This window comes from Solibacillus merdavium (genome assembly GCF_014836935.1).
In the GTDB taxonomy this organism is placed as follows: Bacteria; Bacillota; Bacilli; order Bacillales_A; family Planococcaceae; genus Solibacillus; species Solibacillus ferritrahens.
The window spans coordinates 21,028-44,402 of record NZ_JACSPW010000011.1 but is presented as its reverse complement, the minus strand read 5'-3'; the positions used below and the strand labels follow the sequence as shown (position 1 = coordinate 44,402).

Sequence of the window (23,375 nt, the reverse complement as noted above, 5' to 3'; positions counted from 1 at the left end):
GGTATTCACATGGCTGATTTAAGTATAAATTTTGCTGGTATAAAGTCACCGAATCCATTTTGGTTGGCATCTGCACCACCGACAAACTCGGGTTATCAAGTCCAACGTGCTTTTGAAGCAGGCTGGGGTGGAGCTGTTTGGAAAACGTTGGGGGACCCTATTTTAAACGTTTCTTCCCGTTTTGCAGCTGTAAGTTTTAATGGTCAAAAAGTGGCAGGGTTCAACAATATTGAGTTAATCACAGACAGGCCGCTGGAAGTGAACCTGAAAGAAATTTATGAAACGAAAAAACGATTTCCTAATCACGCGATCATTGCTTCATTAATGGTCGAGCCGAAAGCTGAAAAGTGGCATGAAATTGTAAAAAAAGTACAAGATGTCGGGGTCGATGGCTTTGAATTAAACTTTGGGTGCCCCCATGGAATGGCCGAGCGTGGCATGGGTGCCGCTTCTGGTCAGGTGCCGGATCTGGTGGAAAAGCAGACGTATTGGGCGAAGGAATATGCTCAAGTACCGGTCATTGTTAAGCTGACGCCGAATATTACTGATATTACGGTAACGGCTGAAGCAGCGATACGCGGCGGTGCTGATGCGATTAGTATGATTAATACAATCAATAGTTTGGCAGGAGTAGATTTAAACTCTTGGAATACAATACCGCACGTTGGTAACAAAGGTGCTCACGGAGGCTATTGTGGTCCAGCGGTTAAGCCGATTGCGCTGAACATGGTAGGTGAATGTGCAAGAAATCCGTATATCAATGTACCGATTTCAGGCATTGGCGGTATTTCAAACTGGCAGGATGCTGCTGAGTTTATACTGATGGGTTCTACAAGTGTGCAAGTGTGTACGGCAGCTATGCACCACGGCTTCAGCATTGTAGAGGATATGATTGATGGCTTAAGTAACTATTTAGATGACAAAGGCTTGGCGTCTGTTATGGATCTAGTTGGAAAAACAGTTCCTAAATACTCGGATTGGGGAGATCTGGACTTAAATTATAAAGTTGTTGCAGAAATCAACAATGATGTTTGTATTAACTGTAATAAGTGCCATATTGCCTGCGAAGATACGTCTCATCAATGTATCGATCTGTATACGGAAGACGGTCGTCCGATGCTGAAAGTTCGTGAGGAAGACTGTGTAGGCTGTAACTTATGTTCAATCGTATGTCCGGCAGAAGGTGCCATTACGATGAAGGAATTAGTGCATACACAGCCGCCAATGACATGGAACGAAAGACAGTCATTAATTTCGGGGTTTGCAGCAAATAGTTCAAGTATTGCAAGGTAGTCCCCTGGTAAATATTTTTAAAGGAATGTATGTCAGCCTAACAGCGTCGCATCGTGCGACAACGGCTGCCTGACCACGTCCTGTGGGCCCAAAAATTGAATAATGAGAGGTGTAGCGATGTCCAATCCAAAAAGCTCGAATAATAATTATTTAAAATCACCTGATTTACTTCCTGTCTCACATGAGAATCGCAGTATTGGAGTGCTCGGCTTTGGCGTTATCTGGGTAGGGATGGCTATTGTACTGGCCGCATTTGCGATAGGTGCTGGCGGAATTATTAATTTAAGTATGCCGATGCTTATCCTTGCGACATTGGTAGGATCGATTTTAATTGGTATTTTTATGGTCGTTATTGGTGATATCGGTGTAGAACACGGATTATCATTTCCTGTGTATATGCGTGCACCGTTCGGAACGATTGGAACACATCTTCCTTCATTTGCACGTGCATTTACGGCATCTTGTTGGTTTGGTATTAATACGTACTTCGGAGCCCTTGCAATCAATGGAATTTTAAATATTATGATAGGCTTCGATAATTGGTTTGTGTGTTTTATTGTCTTTGCGACATTGCAGTTATTCAACGTATCGTTAGGGATTAAATCAATTGAGCGTTTCGCTGATTTTGCTGCACCAATCATCATCTTTATTTCGATTTGGATGTACTTGCAGCTATCGGCTGAAGCAAAGGAACAAGGAAAAGCGGTATGGTCGTGGGTGGAAGCGCCACAAACAGGCTTTGAACAGTTTACGGCATTTATGATTGTCGCTATGGCAATTATGGGCTTCTGGGCTACACTTGCTGCAGATATGCCTACACTTTCACGTCACTTTAAAGCACCGAAAAATGAACGTAACTGGTTCAAACGAAATAAAACACAGTTATTAGGTTCACTCGTTGTTCAGCCTATTTTTAATACGCTGATGATTGTTATTGGCGCGGTATGTTATATGGCTACTGGTTCAGGTGACCCGGTTAACGCACTTCAGCAAGCAGCAGGAGGTATTGTCCTTGTCATGCTATTATCCATGATCGTATTGGCTCAATGGTCGACAAATACTTCCGCAAACGTTATTCCGGCGGCGACGATCTTCTCGAATATCGGCGGCCCGAAAGTACCGTTCTGGGTAGGTGTAGTCATTGCTGGTATTGTAGGGACTGTTGTTCAACCGTGGAGTTTGTTTGATATTTTAAATAGCGTTTTACTAGTTGTTGGTGGAATTCTATCCTCTATTGTCGGTATTTTGTTTGCTGATTACTATTTGCTTCGTAAGCGAAGAGTAAATGTAAAGGATCTATACGAGATAGACGGACAATATCGTTATTTAAAAGGTGTCAATGTAGCGGGAATTATCGCTTGGGTACTTGGTGGATTAATCGCAAATATTTGGCCATCGTTTTCTTCACTAATCGGCTTCTTTGTAGGGGCGGCAATCTATTATGTGCTGGCGAAATTCTGGTGGTTCAAAAAGTATCCGCAAGCTGAAATTACGAATCCAAGTGATGAGGAGTATTTAGGCATTACAGCAGGACGCAGCTGGGAAATTGATGTGACGCCAGAACCGATTGGTGTTCAACAAACAGCTTCTACAGATTAAACGTAAATGGGGTGCGACGATGTCAGAATTCGAATTTGTGGCAAAAGAAATTTTGCAGATTGATGAATTACTTGCCGATAATTTTATTTTTAAAAGCATACACGAAAATTTAGAAGGTGCCTTCGTTACTTTTATTAATGAAGATAGCAACGAAGAACGTATGCTGCATATTAAAATGGCGGATGCGCGGAAATATTTTTCAAGTAAATTATACGAACAAATCAATAGTTGAATAGGTGATTGCTTGGCGCATTTCTTAAATGAGATGCGCTTTTTTTATATTCTGGAGGTGCGGGGAGAGGAGTTTGGATAAAAATATCGGAAAAACTTCCCCTTATTTGCAAATGAGATGCGCCTCTGGAAGAGCAGGGCGGCGGTTTGGATAGAAATAGCGGGAGAAATTTCCCTTATTTAGGGATTTCATTGAAAAACGGTCAAAATAGCGGAAGGAATTCCCTTTATTTACTCGTTTAAGGCTGAAATAGAAGGATTTTTTCATAATAACGGAAATTTTTCCTCTTATTTTCGCTAGATATTTGCGTTTCCTTTAAATAACGGAAAAATTTCCCCTTATTTGCTAAAAGCATATTTCGACATGTTTATACATATTTTAAAAAAACAGTGGATGCACTAGTTGATTTCAAGAAAATTTTTCAATGAAGTGGAGGGCTTTTATGGGAGAAAAGAAAGGGACTTTTAAAAAGTGGAAGGAAAAAGTGAATGAGAAAGTCACGACACTTAGCAATAAAACGTCTTTTGCTGTCGACCGTTCTAAACTGCGAAAGCAAATTGGAGTTATTGAAGAAGAAATAAAGGTGCTTAAACAGGAAATCGGAGAAATCGTTAATTTGAATCGAAATAGTTTATTTTCAGTGAGTATGGTGAATTATCAGCTTATGCAAATTGAAGCGAAGGAAAAGGCTGTTGCACTGTTGGAACAGGAAATTGAAGAATTAAATGATCGTAGTAAGGCAGCGGGTGTTGAAGAGGAGTTGATTGGGGAATCTATAGATATTATTGAGGTCACGCAAACGTTTATCTGTGCTAATTGTAACGAGTTTTACGATGAGTCTAAAAATTTCTGTGAGGAGTGCGGCTACAAAATGATCTAATAAAACTTGCCCGACTTTCTAAGTGCATAGAAAGTCGGGTATTTTATTTATATAAAGAAAAAGCTGACTGCAAAGAATAAGGTTATCCTTTGAGCCAGCTTCTTCGTTAAAAGCAGTTATTCCTGCTCTTTCTACTTACGATGTTCTACAAGGTCAATTGCACCCAATACAATATGGGCTAGACCGAAACCGAAAATGGTATTGGCAAGCATCTTGTTCGTACCGATTTTTTGTTTCATCGCATACCCTGTTGCAGTTACAGCTGATCCAAGTACAGTCGGAATTAAACCTTCACGAATATTTTTCATAAAAGCGCCTCCTTCATCGTAGTAGGTTAGGTGATCACAACACCAATATTAGTGTTTGCTCGTTCGCGGAAGTATATTCTTTAATATGTGCAAGTAAATATTGGAAATCCACAATTTAAATGTATTATTATTAATTCAAAGCCAATAATTATTGGAAGAATTAATTCGTATACTTTATTAGGGATTAGTTAGGCATATTTTTAGCTTGCTCTGCTTGGCCATACATATTGAGCATCGTATTCATATCCTGCTGCGAAAGTTGTGGTACTTGATAATACCCTTTTTTGTTTTGATACAAAGATAATTCGTAGGCCATTTCGATACAGTTTGGTACTGAGTCCTGTAGCACACGACGTACTACTGGGTTTGTACACTCTAAAGCTGCAGCCGTTTTCCCTGCTGCGCCTGCTTTATGACAGCTCAGCATAAAGCCTGAGATGATCGCGTCATTAATTTCGTTAGCAGAAGTAATTGGTTTTTTTGGCTCGCCTGGTTTGATACCGTAATTTGTATCATTATTTGTCTGCATGTTGTAGCTGCGTGTTGGGTGCTTTGGATCGTGGCCTGTTTTGTAGGCTTCCATTGTAATGTTGTACTCGTCTAGCATAAATGGGTATTGTCGATCCATAATAGAAAGTAGCTCTGGATCTTGAATTTGGTCACGCAATAAAACGTATTGATTCAATCCGCCGATCATAGCGCTTAGTACTTCATGAACATCCAGTAATTCATGGGCACCATGATTCATAGAGAAGGGCATTTGGTTATCTTGTGATTGGGATGATTGGGTAAACATTCAGTAACCTCCATATTAAGAATTTCGTACGCTCTTATTGTGGAATTGAACAAAATTTTTATACGCATTTTTTTAAAAAGAGGGGATGAAGTAAGTGTATTCAAAAAATGAAAGAGGTAGTGCCGGTTTAATTACGGTCATTGCCATTATCGCTGTCATTGTCATTGCGGCAATGATTGTCGTACCGAAATACAACAATTTAGTGACCGGGGAAGAAACGGTGGATGCTGCATGGGCGCAAGTGGAAAACCAGTTGCAGCGCCGATTTGATTTAGTACCGAATTTAGTGAATACCGTAAAAGGTTATGCGAAGCAGGAAGAAGAGATATTTACACAAATTGCAAATGCCCGTACACAATATGGCAATGCAAATACAGTTGGAGAGGCAGCGGAAGCAAACAATGATTTATCTTCTGCTTTATCCCGATTATTAGTAGTGATTGAAAATTATCCGACTTTAAAATCGGATGTGCAGTTTACACGTTTAATGGATGAGCTGGCTGGAACGGAAAATCGTTTAGCGGTAGCGCGAAAGGATTATAATGACACGGTGCAGCAATTTAATAATACTGTGCGCCGATTCCCAGGAAACTTAATCGCTGGGATGTTCAGCTTTGAGCAAAAAGATTACTTTGAAGTTAAAGAAGGTGTGGAAGAAGCACCGGCTGTAGATTTTGATTAATAGAATTTTATGAGCAAGGTTCGAAATTTCTAAAAAGGGGGTTGCGTATGAGATGGATTGTCTCGCTTTTCATATTATTTCTGGCTTTTCCGCTTCAGGCGATGGCCGCTATACCGGAGAAGCCAGCTTATAATTCTTACGTTTATGATTATGCGAATGTTTTATCCGATGATGTGGAACAACAGCTGATCCAGTCGGCAAAAGCATTGGAAGGTTCAACAGGAAATGTAATCGTCATGATGACCATTGATACGATCGGTGGTCTGGATGCGTATGAATTCGGAACAGAAACGATTCGGCAATGGGGAATCGGTGGTGCGAACGAGGATAATGGGATGCTGATTTTTGCTACGACTGAGCAAGGTCCAGGAGAAAATGATGTATGGATTACGGTCGGCGGCGGCTTAGAGGGCGATTACCCGGACGGCAAGCTAGGCGGTATGATTGATGATTATATGATGCCTTATTTAGAGAATGAGGATTATACGAATGCTTTTGCAAATATTTTCTCTGTTTTTTATGAGGAAATGGGTGGTGAAGCAGGAGGCGCCGATTTAGTGAAGCCTGTTTCATCGAGTGATGATGACGGTCTTTCCATTGGCTTTATTATTTTTATCATCATTCTATATTACCTCATTACGAAGTTCGGTGGTGGCGGAGGCCCAGGTGGACGCAGACGTACAGCTCGTCGTGTATACCGAAGCGGCGGATTCCCGGGAGCATTCGGCGGCGGTTTCGGTGGAGGAAGAGGCTCTTCTGGCGGCGGCTTTGGTGGCTTCGGCGGTGGCGGATCATTCGGAGGCGGAGCAGGCAGGAAGTTTTAGGATTTAAGTGTGGTCTATGGGCATCTTACTCTTTTAGGGGGTAAGGTGCTTTTTTTGAGATGGAGTGCGGCGGCGGTTTTCTAATATGTGCCCGGGATGTTCTAATATGTTTTGCGATTGTTCTAATAAAATGTTGATTTGCTAATAAAAGTGTCGGATGTTCAAATAAGTGGGGTTCATTTGCTAATAAGTGTTATTAAAGTGCTAATATGTTAGTTGGAAGTGCTAATATGTTGCAAAGATTTTCTAATAAAAGACTCCCCCATTTCCATTTTCCCCGGCTATAATACTAAAAAAGGGAGGAAACAGCATGATTATTAAATTTTATTCTAAACCGGACTGTGAACTTTGCGTGGAAGGGCTCCATACATTAAAAATTGTCCAGGAAGATATCGACTTTACAATCGAGCACTATAATATTGAAAAAGATGATGAAGTACATGAAAAATATATGCTGATGATCCCTGTCGTTGAGCGGGATGGGAAAGTTATTCAATATGGACAACTTGATTATGCAACATTATATGAGGCGCTCGGAGATTGATGCGAGTGCCCTACTTTTGATGAAAGTCATAATTCCGACAACTATATAAGTTGCAAAACATTATTATACATTTTATAATAAAGGCAGGAATTATTTTTTTTGCCTTAAGTGGGACCAAAAAATAATACGTGGGACAAAATCTGTCCAATATAGTCGAGTAGGTGGTTTTTTGACTGATGTTTCGTTTTTTGCAGCAGAGCGTAAACTAATGCCTGAAATCGATTCTCTCTTTCAAAAGAGGTTTCGTGTATTACAGGCAATATCGACATTCGGACCGATTGGCAGGCGTGCTTTAGTAGAGCAGCTTCAGATGACAGAGCGTGATATTCGGAATGAAACAACCGTCCTTAGTGAGCAGCAATTGATTTCGATTCAGAAAAAGGGCATGATTTGTACGCCAAAAGGGTATGAAGTATTAGAACAGCTTTACGAATTACATCGGGAGCTGTCCGGTATTGTGGCAATGGAACAACAGCTTACAGAGATGTTCGGGATTGCACGCGTTATTATTGTGACGGGTGATGCGGAACAGGATATGACTGTAAAGCAACAGCTCGGTAAAGAAGCGGCACAGACGTTACTGCAGGTAGCTAACGGCAAAGATCAGATTGCTGTGACTGGCGGAAGCAGTGTTGCTGCGATGAAAGAGTATTTAACAGCAAATACGGTTTTGGGTGATGCGAATTTTATAGCAGCTCGAGGCGGTATGGGTGATGAGATGTCATTCCAAGCAAATACAGTTGTCTCCAAATTTGCCAAAAGGTGTGGAGCAAAATATCGTACTTTGTTTTTACCAGAACATTTAAGTGAGCAGGCTTATGAAGCGATGAAGGATGAGCCGATTATTAAAGAGATGATTGAACTATATGAGCAGGTAAATATTGTCGTTCATGGCATAGGAGCCGCTCAGGAAATGGCACTTCGTCGCAATAGCACACACGAAGAGCAGCAGCTGCTTGAACAAAAAGGAGCCGTTGCGGAAGCGTTTGGCTATTATTTCAATAAAGATGGCGATATTGTTCATCATTTACGTACAATCGGTATTCAGCTTGAGCATGTAAATAAGGCGCAACATGTAATTGCTATTGCGGCAGGCAGAAATAAGGCGGCTGCAATACAGGCTTATTTCAAAAATGCAGTAAAGCAGACGATTTTAATTACGGATGAGCAAACCGCAAATACAATTCTAGAAAAATAAGTTGTTTTTAAAAGTATGTCCATTACACATACTGTTTAAATAATAAATATATTGGAGGAATTTCACATGGTATTACAATTAGCAATTAATGGATTTGGTCGAATCGGACGTTTAGTATTCCGTGAAGCAATGAAGCACGAGGAATTTGAAGTTGTTGCAGTAAATGATTTAACAGATGCCGGGCAGCTTGCACACTTATTGAAGTATGACTCAGTACATGGTGTATACGATGCAGATGTTCAGGCAGAAGGTGATGCATTTATCGTAAACGGCAAACGCATTCAAGTGTATTCAGAAAAAGATCCTGCGAAATTACCATGGGGCGAAATTGGTGTGGATGTTGTTTTAGAATGTACGGGCAGATGGCGTTCAATGGAAGAAGTATCGAAGCATATTGAAGCAGGTGCAAAAAAAGCGATTCTTTCAGCACCAGCAAAAGGCGATATGCCGACTTATGTTATGGGCGTAAATCATACAGATTATGACCCATCAGAGGACGTTATTTCAAACGCTTCTTGTACGACAAACTGTTTAGCACCGCTTGCAAAAGTATTGGATGAACAATTCGGTATTAAGCGCGGTATGATGACAACAATTCACTCGTATACAAATGACCAACGTATCCTTGACTTCCCGCACTCGGATCCACGTCGTGCACGTGCTGGCGCGGTATCAATGATTCCGACAACTACAGGTGCGGCAGTAGCAGTATCAAAAGTATTGCCACAATTAAAGGGCAAATTGGACGGCTTCTCAATGCGTGTTCCTACACCGAACGTATCTTGTGTGGATTTAGTTGTAGAGCTGGATAAAGACGTAACAGCAGATTCAATCAATGCCGCATTAAAAGAGGCTTCAGAAGGTCAATTAAAAGGAATTCTTGCCTACAATGAATTGCCACTAGTATCGATTGACTATAACGGTAATCCGGCATCATCAACAATCGATGGCTTATCAACAATGGTTATGGAAAACCGCATGGCAAAAGTAGTAGCTTGGTATGACAATGAAATCGGGTATTCTACTCGACTAATGGATCTAGCGTTATATATCGCTAAACAAGGAATTGATAAAGCGTAAAACAAGCGATTTTGAATTGTAAATTAATTGTGACATACTTTTTGAAGAACAAAGAAAATATGTGACATATTAATTAGAATTTGACATAAAAAGTATAGCCTTTAAAAGGTGTAGACCTTATAATATATAAGGGTAAAAGAGCGGCAGGGAATTACCCGACCGCTCTTTTTTTGAATATAAGAAAATTGGGTACATACATATTGTTTGGGGATTTAAGCGTAATGATTCATCTTCGTCATAAATAATAACGAATACGAGGGAAATCAGAGGCGACACAAGACAGCATTATTGAAGTTTGATACTATTTTAACTAACGAGTATACTATCCACACAATAATTTCACGATCGAATTTAAAGGAGGATTTTCTTTATGTTTTTAAAGAAGTCAATGAATGATGTAGATGTAAAAGGGAAGCGCGTATTTGTACGTGTTGATTTTAATGTGCCAATGGAAGAGGGAAAAATTACGGATGAAACGCGTATTCGTGCAGCCATTCCAACAATTGAGCAATTAGTAGAGAAGGGCGCAAAAGTTATTTTAGCTTCACACCTTGGCCGTCCAAAAGGTGAAGTAAATGAAGATATGCGTTTGACAGCAGTAGGTGAACGTCTTTCTGAATTAATGGGCAAGCTTGTTACGAAGCTTGATGAATCGATTGGTGCAGATGTAGAAGCAGCGGTAAACAATATGCAAGACGGCGACATCATTCTTCTTGAAAACGTGCGCTTCCATAAAGGCGAAGAGAAAAACGACGAGACATTGGCAAAAGAGTTTGCAAAATTAGCAGACCTTTACGTAAATGATGCATTTGGTGCAGCTCACCGTGCACACGCTTCAACAGAAGGTATTGCGAAGCATGTACCAGCTGTATCAGGCTTATTAATGGAAAAAGAATTAGATGTATTAGGGAAAGCTTTATCAAATCCGGAGCGTCCATTCACAGCAATTATTGGTGGCGCAAAAGTTAAAGATAAAATCGGTGTCATCGAAAACTTATTAGATAAAGTGGATCACCTAATTATCGGTGGTGGCTTAGTATTCACATTTGTAAAAGCAATGGGTCATGATATCGGTAAATCATTGCTGGAAGAAGACAAAATCGAGCTGGCAAAAGGCTTTATCGAAAAAGCAAAAGAAAAAGGCGTTCAGCTGCACATGCCAGTCGATGCAGTCGTAGCAAACGAATTTTCAAAAGATGCCGACACAAAGGTAGTAGCAATCGATGCAATTCCTTCTGACTGGATGGGTCTAGATATCGGACCAAAAACTGCTGAAAACTATGCAAAAGTCATTAAGCAATCAAAATTAATCATTTGGAATGGACCTATGGGTGTATTCGAAATGGAAAAATTCGCAAACGGTACGAAAACAGTTGCGGATGCAATGGCAACAACAGACGGCTACACAATTATCGGTGGCGGTGATTCAGCTGCAGCGGTAGAAAAATTCGAAGTAGCATCTAAAATGGACCATATTTCAACAGGCGGCGGTGCTTCATTAGAGTTAATGGAAGGTAAGGAATTACCGGGTATTGTTGCATTGAACGATAAATAATTTATAGAGTTAATTTTTAAAATTATTTGTGCCAACACAATATTAGTTGTTTGGAGCGAAGGCGGCGACTCCACCGGGAACCGCACAAGGGAGAGCGCAGGGAACAAAAGCTAAAAACGCCACGTCCTGTGGCAACGCTTTTGTGATCAACATCGTGTTGGCCTCGTGCCTGGGGAAAGCGCCCGCCGTAGCGGAAAACAACATGTGTTAATGAACAAAATAATTAAAAACGGAGGGTTTTGAATGAGAAAACCGATCATAGCAGGAAACTGGAAAATGTATAAAACATTTGATGAGGCAGTGGACTTTGTGGAGGCAATTCAGCAAGAGATTCCATCTCCTGATAAAGTTGATGCAGTCATTTGTGCACCCGCCCTATATTTACCTACGCTTGTCGTAGCATCAGAAGATTCGAGTCTGGCAATTGGCGCACAAAATATGCATTACGAAAATGAAGGGGCATTTACAGGTGAAATCAGTCCTATGATGCTTTCCAATATTAATGTAGATTATGTTATTTTGGGCCATTCGGAGCGTCGTGAACTATTTAACGAAACGGATGAAGCGATTAACAAAAAAATTCGTGCAGCACTTAATCAAGGAATTGTACCGATTGTTTGCTGTGGCGAAACGTTAGAAGAGCGTGAAGCTGAACAAACAGAAGCAAAGGTAGCACGTCAAATTACAAAAGCTCTAGAAGGTTTTGCACCAATTGAGGTTGAACATATGGTCATCGCCTATGAGCCAATCTGGGCAATCGGAACAGGTAAAACTGCTACTGCTCAGGATGCCAATGTTGTATGCTGCGCAATTCGTTTAGCTATCGAAACATTATACGGCAAGGATACAGCTGCAAAAGTACGTATTCAGTATGGCGGCAGCGTAAAGCCTGAAAATATTGAAGAGCTATTAGCGCAAGAACATATTGATGGCGCATTGGTTGGCGGTGCTAGCCTACAGCCGGAATCATTTTTAAAATTATTGGAGGCGGCAGCAAATGCCTAAACAACCTGTTGCATTAATTATTTTGGACGGTTTTGCTTTTCGTGATGAAGTAAAAGGAAATGCCGTTGCACAAGCAAATAAACCGAATTTTGACCGCTACTGGAATGTTTACCCGCACGCTACATTAACTGCGAGCGGGGAAGCTGTAGGTCTACCTGAGGGCCAAATGGGGAACTCTGAAGTAGGACATTTAAACATCGGTGCAGGGCGCATTGTTTATCAAAATCTAACACGTATTCATAAATCAATTCGTGAAGGCGATTTTTTCAGAAATGAAGCATTTTTAGCTGCAGTTGAACATGCAAAGGCGCATGGCTCGAAGCTACATTTAATGGGGCTGCTTTCAGATGGTGGCGTACACAGTCACTATGAGCATCTGTTTGCCCTATTGAAACTAGCAAAGGCAAATGGACTGGAGCAAGTGTATGTTCACGGCTTCCTCGATGGTCGTGATGTTGGACCGACGACAGCGCTTGACTACATTATGGAAACAGAAAAGCAAATGACGGAGATTGGTGTTGGGAAGTTTGCCTCGATTCATGGTCGCTACTATGCAATGGACCGCGATCGTCGCTGGGAACGTGTCAATTTGACATATAACGCTTTAGTTGATGGTGTTGGACAGACAGCTTCTTCTGCTACTGCTGGTGTAGAGTCATCGTATGAGCGCGAAATTCATGATGAATTTGTTGTGCCATTTGTTGTGACAGAAGAGGGCAAGCCGGTCGATACAATTGATACGAATGATGCCGTTATATTCTTTAACTTCCGTCCAGACCGTGCGATTCAATTGTCGCAGGTTTTTACAAGTGAAAAATGTGATGGCATTCCGTTATCACAAAAACATCCGAAAAACTTAAAATTTGTCTCTTTCACACATTATAGTGATGATGTGGTTTCTGATGTTGCCTATGATAATGACAACCTTGTAAATACACTTGGTGAGGTCATTTCTAGAGCAGGCAAGAAACAATTACGTATTGCTGAAACGGAAAAGTATCCACATGTGACGTTCTTTATGAGTGGAGGTCGTGAAGTTACCTTTGTAGGGGAAGAGCGTATTTTAATCGCTTCTCCGAAAGTAGCGACATACGATTTGAAGCCTGAAATGAGTGCTTATGAAGTGACGGATGCTTTATTGAATGCCATTGCAGAAGATAAATTCGATGCTATTATTTTAAATTTTGCTAATCCGGATATGGTAGGGCATTCAGGCATGCTGGAGCCAACGATTAAAGCGATTGAAGCGGTCGATGAGTGCTTAGGAAAAATCGTCGATGCAATTGTAGCAAAAGGTGGCCATGCAATTATTACTGCAGACCATGGTAACTCGGATGAAGTTGTAACATTGGATAATCAGCCGATGACAGCACATACGACAAATCCAGTGCCGGTCATTGTGACAAAGCCTGGTGTGATGCTTTATGAAGATGGAATTTTAGCGGATCTGGCACCTACTATGCTTGATTTGCTTGAGATTGACCAACCTGCCGAGATGACAGGGAAATCGTTAGTTATGCCAAGCGAAAAGTAATTCGTGCGGTTAATTATATCGCTTGTCATTGTGCAAGCACCTAATAAATTTTATTGACAGAGGAGATTTTTAATTATGCCATTCATTACTCAAGTATACGCTCGTGAAGTATTAGACTCTCGCGGTAACCCAACAGTAGAGGTAGAAGTATTCACAGAATCTGGTGCATTTGGCCGTGCTATCGTGCCATCTGGTGCATCAACGGGTGAATATGAAGCAGTGGAATTACGTGACGGAGATAAAGGCCGCTACTTAGGTAAAGGTGTTGAAAAAGCGGTAGAAAACGTAAACACAATTATCGCTGAAGAATTAGAAGGTCAATATTCTGTATTGGACCAAGTTGTAATCGACCAAGCGTTAATCGAACTTGACGGAACAGACAACAAAGGTAAATTAGGTGCAAACGCAATTTTAGGTGTTTCTATGGCTGTAGCACATGCCGCTGCTGACTACTTAGATATTCCTTTATATCAATATTTAGGTGGCTTCAACTCGAAGCAACTTCCATTACCAATGATGAACATCATTAACGGTGGTGAACATGCAGACAACAATGTAGACATTCAGGAATTCATGGTAATGCCAGTAGGTGCGAAATCATTTAAAGAAGCATTACGTATGGGTACTGAAGTTTTCCATAACTTAAAAGCAGTTTTAAAAGGCAAAGGTTACAACACAGCAGTAGGTGACGAAGGTGGATTCGCGCCAAACTTAAGCTCAAACGAAGAAGCAATCACTGTTATTATTGAAGCGGTAGAAAAAGCTGGTTACAAAATGGGCGATGATATCCGTATCGCATTAGACGTAGCTTCTTCTGAGCTTTACAACAAAGAAACAGGCAAATACGTTTTAGCTGGTGAAGGCGTAGAAAAAACTTCTGAGGAAATGGTAGCTTGGTATGAAGAGTTAACTTCTAAATATCCAATCATCTCAATTGAAGATGGCTTAGACGAAAATGACTGGGCTGGCCACAAGCTATTAACTGAGCGCATCGGTGACCGCGTACAATTAGTAGGTGACGATCTATTCGTAACAAATACTGCAAAATTATCTCGTGGTATTGAAGAGGGCGTTGGCAATGCAATTCTAATTAAAGTAAACCAAATCGGTACTTTAACTGAAACGTTCGAAGCAATTGAAATGGCGAAACGTGCTGGCTACACTGCAGTAATTTCTCACCGTTCAGGCGAATCGGAAGACAACACAATCGCTGACATCGCTGTAGCAACTAATGCGGGTCAAATCAAAACAGGTGCACCGTCTCGTACAGACCGTGTTGCGAAGTACAACCAATTACTACGCATCGAAGATCAATTAGGCGACACTAGCCGTTTTGAAGGATTAAAATCTTTCTATAACATTAAATAATGAATAATTTGAGGCCGGGGCATTTATATGTCCCGGCCTTTTTAATAATTAGATAGCCTTGAACCGTTGATTTCCATTGCGGGACCGATGCTTTCCCCGGGCACGGCTCCAGCTAACTATGTCCCCTAGGGGTCGCTGGCTTCACTGCGATTATCGCTGATCGAGCTGTAGTAAAGTTTGTTTTAAAACATTTGCCCCTGCGATGATATCTTCTGTTGAGGTAAATTCTTTAGGATTATGGCTGATGCCGTCTTTTGAACGAACAAAAATCATCGCTACCGGGAATTGTCCGTTAAATTGCATCGCATCGTGACCGGCACCGCTTGGTAAATGGACGACCTGCTGTCCATTGTCTGCGATAGCTTGTGCGATAATTTGCTGTATTTCGGTATCACATTTAACTGGTGCCACTCTTTGCAATGTTTCAATTGATAAAGTAAGTTGGCGCTCTTGGGCGATGGCTTGTGCTGCTTGGTGGATTTCCTGTTCCAATGCATTTCGGACTTCCTCTTCGATATCACGAATATCGACCGTAAAAGTGACTTCTCCAGGAATGACATTGACTCCGTTTGGTGATACGGATAGCTTTCCGACCGTTGCTACTGCTGCAGGATACTGGCGTGCAAGCTCTTCAATTTTCGCAATGATTAAGCTGGCGCCGACTAAAGCATCCTGTCTTAGTGCCATTGGTGTTGCGCCTGCGTGTTCAGCTGTACCGGTAAGGGTAATTTGCTGCCAAAGTGGTCCAGCAATGCCTGTTACAACACCGACACCTATATCTGCCTTTTCTAGTACTTTCCCTTGTTCAATATGCAATTCAACATAGCATTCTACATTCGATAATTTTGCTTCTGCCACGTTTGCGGCATCTAGCCCATCCTGTTGCATCGCTTCCGCTATCGAAATACCTTCTTCATCGGTACGTTGTAAATCTGCTAGTTGTAATGTTCCGGCAGCTGCACGACTGCCAATCATACCAAACTGGAAGCGTGTCCCTTCCTCATCCTTAAAGGCGATCACCTTTACCGGACGTTTTAATGGGATGTCGTTGTCTTGTAGTGTATGGATTACCTCAATCGCACTTAATACGCCTAGCGCACCGTCATAATGCCCACCGTTTGGAACCGTATCAATATGTGAACCTAACACAATGGCCGGAGCGTCAATATGACTGTTCAATTCACCTATAATATTGCCGATTGCATCAGTAAATACTGTCATTCCGGCTGCTTCCATTAGTTGTTTTATATAGAGGTTCGCTACCATTTCTTCCGCGGTAAATGAAAAGCGATTGACCCCTCCCTCGGGAGTAGAGCCGATTTTGGCAAGTTCAGCTAGATGCAGCAGTAAGCGTTCTTCATTAATCATATAGAGGATCAATTCCTTTCTCTTTCATTTGGAAGCGGAAGTGGCACTGGCCTTCACGGAGTAAATACTGGTCGTGAATAACGTCAAATTTGTTGTTGTAGCCATAGGCAATGGAGTTATCAATGACTTGGCAGTACAAAATACCGTATTCGTGCATATTGTCGTCAGCCCATTGTTGGCCAAGTGGACAGCCCGTAAAAGTTTGCTCCAATTCATTTGGCGTGTAGTTATCCTCCATTACGAATAACTCACTGCGTCCCATATCGTAGTTTGGAATATAGTTCTCAACCGTGTTTTCCTGCCCGTTAATGCGAGCCCGCTGTGCAATGCCCCGACCACGTTTTTGGCCGAATTGCCATACGCTTTTTTTTATCACTTCTCCACCTTCATTACCGTAGCGGTCTACAATTTGCTTTGTTACTTGTGCAAACAGCTTGGCGAATAAGGCAAAAGGCGTTGCATTTTCATAGTTGTCCGTCGCTTGATGGTCAGTGGGAATGTAGTCGTAAAGTGAGTGAATAGATCCTTCCAACGTTGCTTTTATGGCAATTTGCTCTGCATTATAATAGCCAAATGAGTTAATGGCGTTTTGGATGAGCGGTATGACTTCTTGGCCGAAAGCTTCTTTGGCATTCGTCTCGATTTGAGTGAAAAGCATTGCTGTCATGTATTCCATTGAATATGGTTTGATGGAAACCGGCTGTTGTTCCATAATGTATCGCCTCCACAATAATAGTATATAAAGCCTAGTGATATACTTAAGATTAGGTTATTTTATAATATTCTAATAATTATGTAAACGATTTGGATTTTTAATAGTTTATATGAATCCAGCAGAGAGTAAGCAGGAAAGAGAACTGTTGAGATTTTGTGAACATTTAACTGATGCTTTTCGTCATTTGACATTATGTGATAAGGTTAGACCGATAAGTATAAATTAATTAGACCGGACATTATAATTTGGGAGGGCAGCATGACAAAGCAATCAAAAGATAAAATATTAGAAACAGCAACAAGGCTTTTTTATTTTCAGGGGTTTCACGGAACAGGCTTAAATCAAATTATTCAGGAATCAGGGTCGCCTAAAGGTTCGCTTTATCATTATTTTCCTAAAGGCAAGGAGCAATTGGCGGAGGCGGCGATTGAGCTATCGAAGCGAAGAATTGGTGCGTCTATTCAGCGTTATATGAATGAATTTGAGGAAGTTGAGGCTGCGTTAAATGCGCATATTTTAGCAATGGCTGAGTTATTTGATATGGAGAGCGGACTTGAGGAACATTCTTTTTCAATTATGCCCTTTGGTTTGCTTGCGGCGGAATCGGCTTTTATGAATGAACGTTTACGTAAAGCATGCGGAGATACGTATAAGTACTGGGAATCGATTTATTATACGAAGCTAATTTCAAACGGCTATAGCGATGAATCAGCTGTCATCATTAGTAAAGTTGTCAGTGCGATGATTGAAGGTGCGGTGACGTTATCATTGTCGCAGCGGTCAAATGAACCGTTGTTAAATATAAGTAAAGTAATCCCAGCAATACTTGCGCAATATAAGTGAACCGTTAAGGCAAAATTGTCTTAGCGGTTTTTTTGATCCAATTTTCCTGTGAAAAGTTGTTCACAATTGGAGTTTTTTTTAGGGAAACCGATGAAAAAGTGTTGATAAATAAACTTTTTTCATAGCAAAGCCTATAAAATGAGTCGCCAATGTTGATGGATCAACTTTTGTCACCATTTGTTCAAATTTAGATTGAAATTTTGCAATCGTTTTCAAAGTGATTGTGGGAATATTTGTATACGATGCTTATACCCAAAAAGGTTATAAATGGTTATTGGATGTTCACAATTATAACAACTGGTCTAGTTTTTCTTCTGGAAAGATTGAATTTCTACGAAAAAATTTGCTATATTGTAAAGCGTGCTGTTAAAACAAAGCAAACGTTATATAACAGCAAAAGTATGATAGGTAGCAATTATCATCTTCATAAATAAGTTTTTATAGTACAGGAGGAAACAGAAGTGGCAGCACCTTTTTTCAATGTTAAAAGCCCTAAAGGTATGGCAGCGGTATTAATGATCGGGACGTTCCTAGGTCTATTCGGTGAAACAGCCTTAAACATGGCGTTAACAAATATTATGGATGATTTCAGTGTATCCGCGGCATCAGCGGCGTGGTTAACAACTGGTTATCTTTTAGTTTTAGCAGTATTAGTTCCATTATCATCTTATTTAGTACGGTGGTTTACAACGCGTCAATTAGTTGTGGCGGCAATAGTGATTGCGATTATCGGTTCGTTATTAGGCGCATTAGCACCGAATTTTACGGTTTTATTAGTAGGTCGTTTTGTACAAGCGATCGCAACGGGTATTATTTTACCGTTAATGTTTAGTGTCGTAATGCTCATATTCCCAGTGCAAAAGCGTGGGGCAGTAATGGGCATTGTAGGTATTATTTTAACTGCAGGTCCAGCATTAGGGCCATCAATCGCAGGGTTAATCGTCTCTTCACTTAGCTGGAGATATATTTTCTGGATCATGGCTGTTGTTTATGCACTCGTTATTTTCTTTGCATGGAATAAAATAGACAATGTATCAAACGTAACACGACCTAAAATTGATTTATTATCATTAGTTTCCTCTACAATAGGTTTCGGCGGTGTTGTTTTCGCCCTCGCTACGTTGGCAGAGCAATCGATTACAGAAGTGATCGTTTGGGTACCGCTTGTAGTAGGGTTAGTGTTATTAGTAGTATTTGGTATTCGCCAAACAAAAATGGATGAGCCAATGATCGACTTATCGGTATTCAAGTCACCGATGTTTAGTTTAGGTGTCGCTTTAATGGTAGCGTCAATGTTCATGATTTTATCTGTAGCAATATTAGTACCAATGTTTTTGAAAACAGTATTAGGTTTCGCAGCGTTAACTGCAGGTTTATGTATGCTGCCAGGGAATATTTTAAATATTATTATGTCACCGATCGTTGGTGCTAATTTCGATAAAGTCGGAGCAAAAATCTTCACACGTATTGGATTTACTATGATTTTAGTGTCGATGGTTGTATTCTTAACAACAATTTCGGCTACAACAGCGACTTGGATTATTATCGTTAACTTATGTGTATTTTTCGTAGGGGTATCAATGACTATTATGCCGGCGCAAACAAATGCGATGAACTCATTAGCGCCACAGAAATTTGCGGATGGTTCAGCGGCATTAAATACATTAACACAAATTGCAGGTGCTTCAGGTACAGCGATCGCGATTACGCTGTTCACAATTGGACAGCAAAATTATGCTGAAAAGTTCAGCAATGCATTACCGGGAGAAATGCTCGCGCACGGTGTACACACAGCTTTCGTTGTAGTAAGCGTAGTATCAGTGATCGGGTTAGTAGGTTCATTCTTCGTGAAAAATAGTAAGCCAGTGGGGAACTAAGTATTTGGTTGGCTTCGCAGCATCGGTATTTTGCCGGTGCTGTTTTTTTGTTGTGGGGACTGAGTTGTGGCTCGGCGCGTGCGGTGCGGATTTTATTAGAAAATCGGGGTGGGTTGCTGGGTGCGTGGGTTTTATTAGAAGATTGAGTGCGTTTATTGGAAAAGTTGTGCGGGATATTAGAAGATACGCGGATTTGGGGTGGGGACGGGGTTGGATCGTTGGATGAAGTGGGTGCGTGGGTTTTATTAGAAGATTGAAGAGGGTTATTAGAAAATAGTGAGGGGATATTAGCACATTTCCGAGTTTTATTTGAACATTGGGAGGACTTATTAGCACAATGGGCACTTTTATTAGAAAATCGGCAATATATTAGAAGAAAAAAATTTATATTAGAACATTTCGCGATATATTAGAAAATCCGTGGGCAAGGGGATGCAGGTATTACCTATGTATTAATGTTTTCTTAATATAATTATGGTATTGTTACTATAAATGAAATAAAAGGGATGTTTATTACTTTATGGAAAAAATAGATAGAAAATGGGTATATGCTGTACTCATCGGCTTTTTCGCGATTTTTTTATTGATTATGTTTAAACCTAATGAGTACGAGTATATTATTTTTGCGATTGCTTCAGCTTTAGTGGCGTATGGAGGCTTTATTCGCAAAAAAAATATGTTGGATAAAATTTCTGTCCCACTGGGCATCGTTTTATTTATAGTTTTTGTAATATTGTATTTTGTAAATTAGTAGCCATTGTGCTGCTTTTTTATTGCATAAAAAGAAGGGACTTCATAGTAAAAGTCCCTTCATGAGTGATCATTCAAACTTTTCGGGAATGATGTAATACGTGCCTTTATTCGCCCCATGCTTTTCGAGTCCGGCTTTTGCTAATAGTTTGGACGCGATATGGATACAGTGGATATTGAAAAATTCGCGGAACGCTTTATTGGATATGCGGGGACTGACTAAAATTCTGTATTGTAATAAAGTTTCATATAGGGCTTCCTTACTTTTTGCGCCGCAGACGGGACAGATGAAATTGCCTTGCTTGTAATGCATTTCGTTTACATAATCGCACTGCTTACATAAAACGCCGGTGCGGAGTCGGTGCTTTTCAATTGTCCTGCGTGGGGGGAGCGGCTCGTATAATTGCTCGAATTGTTTTTGTAGAAAAGTGATATGCGCTCGGGGTTTTGGATGCTGTTTATAGAGCTTTTCGATAAATCTGGGGATGCCGCTCATATGCATAATTGGAAAATTGTTCAAGGACTCATCGAGCTTTGCGCGGTAATTGGCTAGTACGACGATGTGGTAAACGGGAATAGATATTTGCCAGGCCTTTAACTGGTGCTCCAGGAAAAGCTGGTGACGGTAGGCTTGGTCGAACGGGTTGGGGAAATTTTCACTTATTTGATCCTGTACGCGGAAGAATTCATGCAGGGAAGGCTTGTAGAAAAGGGTACCGGATATTTGTTTTACTTCGATCACTAAGACAAAATTTGGTGTAAGGAGCAATGCGTCCATTTGATGGGTAAAACCTTTTGAATTTTTACATTCAAAATTATAAAAGATGTGAAATTCTGTTTTAAAATAAAAATCCGTTAGCAGTCGCTTTAATTTTTGCTCTCCAGATAAGCCGGCCTCTAATCGGTAAAATTCTTGCTGGATTGCTGAGGCCTCCGAATCATCCATCCTTATGCGCTTCATCAGTGTTTCGATAAATAAATAATGCCTCGATTGCTGCAATTTTTTCACCTCCTGTACTCATTATAAAATATCCTAATTTATGGGAAAATAGAAAGGGTGAAAATGTTTTTTTGCAGGAAAAATGAAAAAATATGTTTCTCTTTTAACAATGCTGGGAAAAGAACATCAAACAGTAAGGGAGGCAATTTATTTATGAAATTAAAAAAATACTCTACACTTATGGCGGCAGCGGTGTTATCATTATCACTCGCAGCTTGTAACGATGACGAAGATCCGGTTATTATTGAAGATGAAAACGACGGCGTAGTTGATGACACGAACGATGATACGAATGTAGATCTAGATTTAGATACTGATGGTGACGCAGGTACTGAAGGTGAAGTAAATACCGACGGCGAAGCGGACACTGAATTAGATACAGACGAAAATTCTAACGACTAATAATAAGTAAAAGCATGGCACTCGCATTCATTTTGCGGGTACCATGCTTTTTTCTATGCTATTAAATTTCCCCGCAAGCTAACCATGGAAGGAAGCCGTCTAAAAACTTCTCCGTTGCCGGCATGAAATAAGAGCCGAAATGGAAATCAGGGTCAAGTGTTGTGACAATCCAAGTGCCTTTTGAGCTGACTTTATCGACATATAATAATGAGCCGCCGTCCTTCATATCGATGAGTGACTGCATGCCCTCCTGTAAATGGAATACGCCGTGCTGATGCCACGTGCAACCTGCTTCATCCAAGAAACCATCACGGAATAATGGGTAATCCGGTGCAACCATGCGCAGTCCGCTATCAGCATTCTTTTCAAGCCACCACCAGAAATTTGTCGGGCGTGTTTCCCAGTTTTGACCTGGAATCCAGTTCCATGGCTGAGGACCGAATGCTACGACAACGCCGCCGTTATCGGCAAAACGACGAATGGCTGGTGCCGCTTCTAGCAATAATTTGTTGTGCAATTGCGAAGGGACGATTAATACGTCCATGCCGTCTAAATCCTGCTCAGCAAAGCGAGGTAAGTAGATGATTTTATCGAAATATTGTTTGTATTTTGGTGTGTTGAATGTTACAAAATGTGGTGCGTGACCGCTATATAAAACTGCTATTTTTCTCATGCTTGAGCTCCTTTTAAGCGTAGTAATTCTTTATCCAGCCATGCCAAAAATTGCGGTGCGATAAGCTGTGTAGAGTTTTCACCTGTTGCGTATGTTAAAAAGTCACGGCAAGAAGCAGCGACAACAGTTCCTTTTGTTGCGGTGCGGTCAATGAAAACGATTGGCGTTCCGTCTGTATATTGTAAAATGACTTCCGACTCTTTATTTACTACAGGGTGTGAGCCACGTGCATAGAAGCCTGAAACTCCTTTACGATACGCAAGCTCCATCATGTCCACGCCTTCATAAAATGTCCCTTCAGAAGCAGGCTCCATTAAATAATCCGCGTGAGATTTAATTTCCTTTGGCATAAATAGACCAGCTCCTGGTAGCCAAGGGCGGAAAATATGTGTGTTGGCAATAACAATTTTCCCCTCATTTAAGAAGTTCTCAATTACTTGTTTTTGCTCATAAAGATGTTCCTGATCAATAAAGTCCGTTACGACCAACACATTGAATGTGGAAAGGTCAGCAGTTGAAATTTCATACTGATCAAGGAATGTTACATGGTCCATTGGTTCGTTTGAGACGTTCATAGCGCGTCCCTCTAAGCTAAAAGCATGTCCGCCGTCTAGCTTTACTATTTTATACTCCGACATAAAAATTCTCCTTTAAACAATTAAATTTTGTTAAATGATACATATTCTCATTTGAGAGCCGAAATATCATTGACATTGAAAATCATTATCAATTATACTCAATCTTGTAACTAATTCAAATCATTTTTTTAATATAATAATTTTTTTATTATAGGTGAACCAAAAATTAGCCCTATAGTAATTAAAAATTCAGTAAGGGGAGACAGATGGA

24 protein-coding genes are annotated in these 23,375 nt (G+C 40.6%); 17 read left to right on the top strand and 7 right to left on the bottom strand.

Annotation, left to right across the window (positions count from 1 at the left end; all coding sequences use genetic code 11):
- The first annotated feature begins 9 nt into the window (after window positions 1–9).
- From preA to H9632_RS12310, 4 genes are all read left to right on the top strand, one after another.
- Entirely contained in the window at window positions 10–1,293 is a 1,284-nt protein-coding gene (preA, locus tag H9632_RS12325) for an NAD-dependent dihydropyrimidine dehydrogenase subunit PreA (protein ID WP_191704373.1), read from the top strand.
- A gap of 117 nt (window positions 1,294–1,410) precedes the next feature.
- Window positions 1,411–2,892 carry an NCS1 family transporter gene (locus tag H9632_RS12320; RefSeq protein WP_191704372.1) on the top strand — a complete coding sequence of 494 codons (1,482 nt, stop codon included), beginning with the start codon at window positions 1,411–1,413 and terminating at the stop codon, window positions 2,890–2,892.
- Window positions 2,893–2,911: 19 nt separating this feature from the next.
- Entirely contained in the window at window positions 2,912–3,124 is a 213-nt protein-coding gene (locus tag H9632_RS12315) for a hypothetical protein (protein WP_191704371.1), read from the top strand.
- Window positions 3,125–3,566: 442 nt separating this feature from the next.
- Window positions 3,567–4,004 (top strand): nucleotide-binding protein, encoded by a 438-nt coding sequence (locus H9632_RS12310; RefSeq protein ID WP_191704370.1) that lies wholly within the window; start codon window positions 3,567–3,569, stop codon window positions 4,002–4,004.
- 131 nt (window positions 4,005–4,135) lie between these two features.
- On the opposite strand, the gene H9632_RS12305 is transcribed toward H9632_RS12310, so the two are convergent.
- Window positions 4,136–4,312, bottom strand: a complete 177-nt coding sequence (locus H9632_RS12305) for a hypothetical protein (protein WP_008406370.1) — start codon at window positions 4,310–4,312, stop codon at window positions 4,136–4,138.
- A gap of 184 nt (window positions 4,313–4,496) precedes the next feature.
- Window positions 4,497–5,108 (bottom strand): spore coat protein, encoded by a 612-nt coding sequence (locus tag H9632_RS12300; RefSeq protein ID WP_191704369.1) that lies wholly within the window; start codon window positions 5,106–5,108, stop codon window positions 4,497–4,499.
- Between the two features lie 94 nt (window positions 5,109–5,202).
- Between H9632_RS12300 and H9632_RS12295 the strand changes: the two genes are divergently transcribed.
- The 9 genes from H9632_RS12295 (at window position 5,203) to eno (ending at window position 14,898) form a co-directional block, all read left to right on the top strand.
- Window positions 5,203–5,790 carry a LemA family protein gene (locus H9632_RS12295; RefSeq protein ID WP_191704368.1) on the top strand — a complete coding sequence of 196 codons (588 nt, stop codon included), beginning with the start codon at window positions 5,203–5,205 and terminating at the stop codon, window positions 5,788–5,790.
- Between the two features lie 47 nt (window positions 5,791–5,837).
- Window positions 5,838–6,614 carry a TPM domain-containing protein gene (locus H9632_RS12290; protein WP_191704367.1) on the top strand — a complete coding sequence of 259 codons (777 nt, stop codon included), beginning with the start codon at window positions 5,838–5,840 and terminating at the stop codon, window positions 6,612–6,614.
- A gap of 310 nt (window positions 6,615–6,924) precedes the next feature.
- A complete protein-coding gene (locus H9632_RS12285; protein WP_191704366.1) occupies window positions 6,925–7,158 on the top strand; it encodes a glutaredoxin family protein in 234 nt (77 codons plus the stop codon).
- A gap of 169 nt (window positions 7,159–7,327) precedes the next feature.
- Window positions 7,328–8,356: a sugar-binding transcriptional regulator gene (locus tag H9632_RS12280; RefSeq protein WP_225223820.1), complete on the top strand. Its 1,029-nt coding sequence runs from the start codon at window positions 7,328–7,330 to the stop codon at window positions 8,354–8,356.
- 66 nt (window positions 8,357–8,422) lie between these two features.
- Complete coding sequence (gene gap, locus H9632_RS12275; protein ID WP_191704365.1) at window positions 8,423–9,436, top strand: type I glyceraldehyde-3-phosphate dehydrogenase; 1,014 nt, start codon at window positions 8,423–8,425, stop codon at window positions 9,434–9,436.
- Between the two features lie 370 nt (window positions 9,437–9,806).
- A complete protein-coding gene (locus H9632_RS12270) occupies window positions 9,807–10,991 on the top strand; it encodes a phosphoglycerate kinase (RefSeq protein WP_191704364.1) in 1,185 nt (394 codons plus the stop codon).
- Window positions 10,992–11,234: 243 nt separating this feature from the next.
- Window positions 11,235–11,996: a triose-phosphate isomerase gene (gene tpiA, locus H9632_RS12265; protein WP_191704363.1), complete on the top strand. Its 762-nt coding sequence runs from the start codon at window positions 11,235–11,237 to the stop codon at window positions 11,994–11,996.
- Window positions 11,989–13,530 carry a 2,3-bisphosphoglycerate-independent phosphoglycerate mutase gene (gpmI, locus tag H9632_RS12260; RefSeq protein ID WP_191704362.1) on the top strand — a complete coding sequence of 514 codons (1,542 nt, stop codon included), beginning with the start codon at window positions 11,989–11,991 and terminating at the stop codon, window positions 13,528–13,530. The genes tpiA and gpmI overlap by 8 nt, the downstream gene beginning before the upstream one ends.
- A gap of 75 nt (window positions 13,531–13,605) precedes the next feature.
- Window positions 13,606–14,898 carry a phosphopyruvate hydratase gene (eno, locus tag H9632_RS12255; protein ID WP_191704361.1) on the top strand — a complete coding sequence of 431 codons (1,293 nt, stop codon included), beginning with the start codon at window positions 13,606–13,608 and terminating at the stop codon, window positions 14,896–14,898.
- 150 nt (window positions 14,899–15,048) lie between these two features.
- Here eno and H9632_RS12250 read toward each other — a convergent pair whose 3' ends face one another.
- Both H9632_RS12250 and H9632_RS12245 read right to left on the bottom strand, forming a co-directional pair.
- The gene (locus H9632_RS12250) at window positions 15,049–16,266 is read right to left on the bottom strand and encodes a Zn-dependent hydrolase (protein WP_191704360.1); all 1,218 of its coding nucleotides are present in this window, start codon (window positions 16,264–16,266) and stop codon (window positions 15,049–15,051) included.
- Window positions 16,259–16,978: an L-2-amino-thiazoline-4-carboxylic acid hydrolase gene (locus tag H9632_RS12245; protein ID WP_191704359.1), complete on the bottom strand. Its 720-nt coding sequence runs from the start codon at window positions 16,976–16,978 to the stop codon at window positions 16,259–16,261. Before H9632_RS12245 ends, H9632_RS12250 begins: the two co-directional genes overlap by 8 nt.
- Window positions 16,979–17,239: 261 nt before the next feature.
- On the opposite strand from H9632_RS12245, the gene H9632_RS12240 reads away from it, so the two are divergent.
- The 3 genes from H9632_RS12240 to H9632_RS12230 all read left to right on the top strand — a co-directional run bounded on the left by H9632_RS12240 (window position 17,240) and on the right by H9632_RS12230 (window position 20,452).
- Window positions 17,240–17,824, top strand: coding sequence for a TetR/AcrR family transcriptional regulator (locus H9632_RS12240; RefSeq protein WP_191704358.1), 585 nt, complete (start codon window positions 17,240–17,242; stop codon window positions 17,822–17,824).
- 461 nt (window positions 17,825–18,285) lie between these two features.
- Window positions 18,286–19,701, top strand: a complete 1,416-nt coding sequence (locus H9632_RS12235) for a DHA2 family efflux MFS transporter permease subunit (protein ID WP_191704357.1) — start codon at window positions 18,286–18,288, stop codon at window positions 19,699–19,701.
- A 520-nt stretch (window positions 19,702–20,221) separates the two neighbouring features.
- Window positions 20,222–20,452: a hypothetical protein gene (locus H9632_RS12230; RefSeq protein ID WP_191704356.1), complete on the top strand. Its 231-nt coding sequence runs from the start codon at window positions 20,222–20,224 to the stop codon at window positions 20,450–20,452.
- A gap of 69 nt (window positions 20,453–20,521) precedes the next feature.
- On the opposite strand, the gene H9632_RS12225 is transcribed toward H9632_RS12230, so the two are convergent.
- Window positions 20,522–21,460, bottom strand: coding sequence for a nuclease-related domain-containing protein (locus H9632_RS12225; RefSeq protein WP_318247697.1), 939 nt, complete (start codon window positions 21,458–21,460; stop codon window positions 20,522–20,524).
- A gap of 183 nt (window positions 21,461–21,643) precedes the next feature.
- On the opposite strand from H9632_RS12225, the gene H9632_RS12220 reads away from it, so the two are divergent.
- Window positions 21,644–21,853, top strand: a complete 210-nt coding sequence (locus H9632_RS12220; protein WP_191704354.1) for a hypothetical protein — start codon at window positions 21,644–21,646, stop codon at window positions 21,851–21,853.
- A 61-nt stretch (window positions 21,854–21,914) separates the two neighbouring features.
- On the opposite strand, the gene H9632_RS12215 is transcribed toward H9632_RS12220, so the two are convergent.
- Both H9632_RS12215 and H9632_RS12210 read right to left on the bottom strand, forming a co-directional pair.
- Window positions 21,915–22,526, bottom strand: coding sequence for a type 1 glutamine amidotransferase family protein (locus H9632_RS12215; protein WP_191704353.1), 612 nt, complete (start codon window positions 22,524–22,526; stop codon window positions 21,915–21,917).
- Entirely contained in the window at window positions 22,523–23,164 is a 642-nt protein-coding gene (locus H9632_RS12210; RefSeq protein ID WP_191704352.1) for a phosphate starvation-inducible protein PhoH, read from the bottom strand. The genes H9632_RS12215 and H9632_RS12210 overlap by 4 nt, the downstream gene beginning before the upstream one ends.
- Window positions 23,165–23,375: the final 211 nt, after the last annotated feature.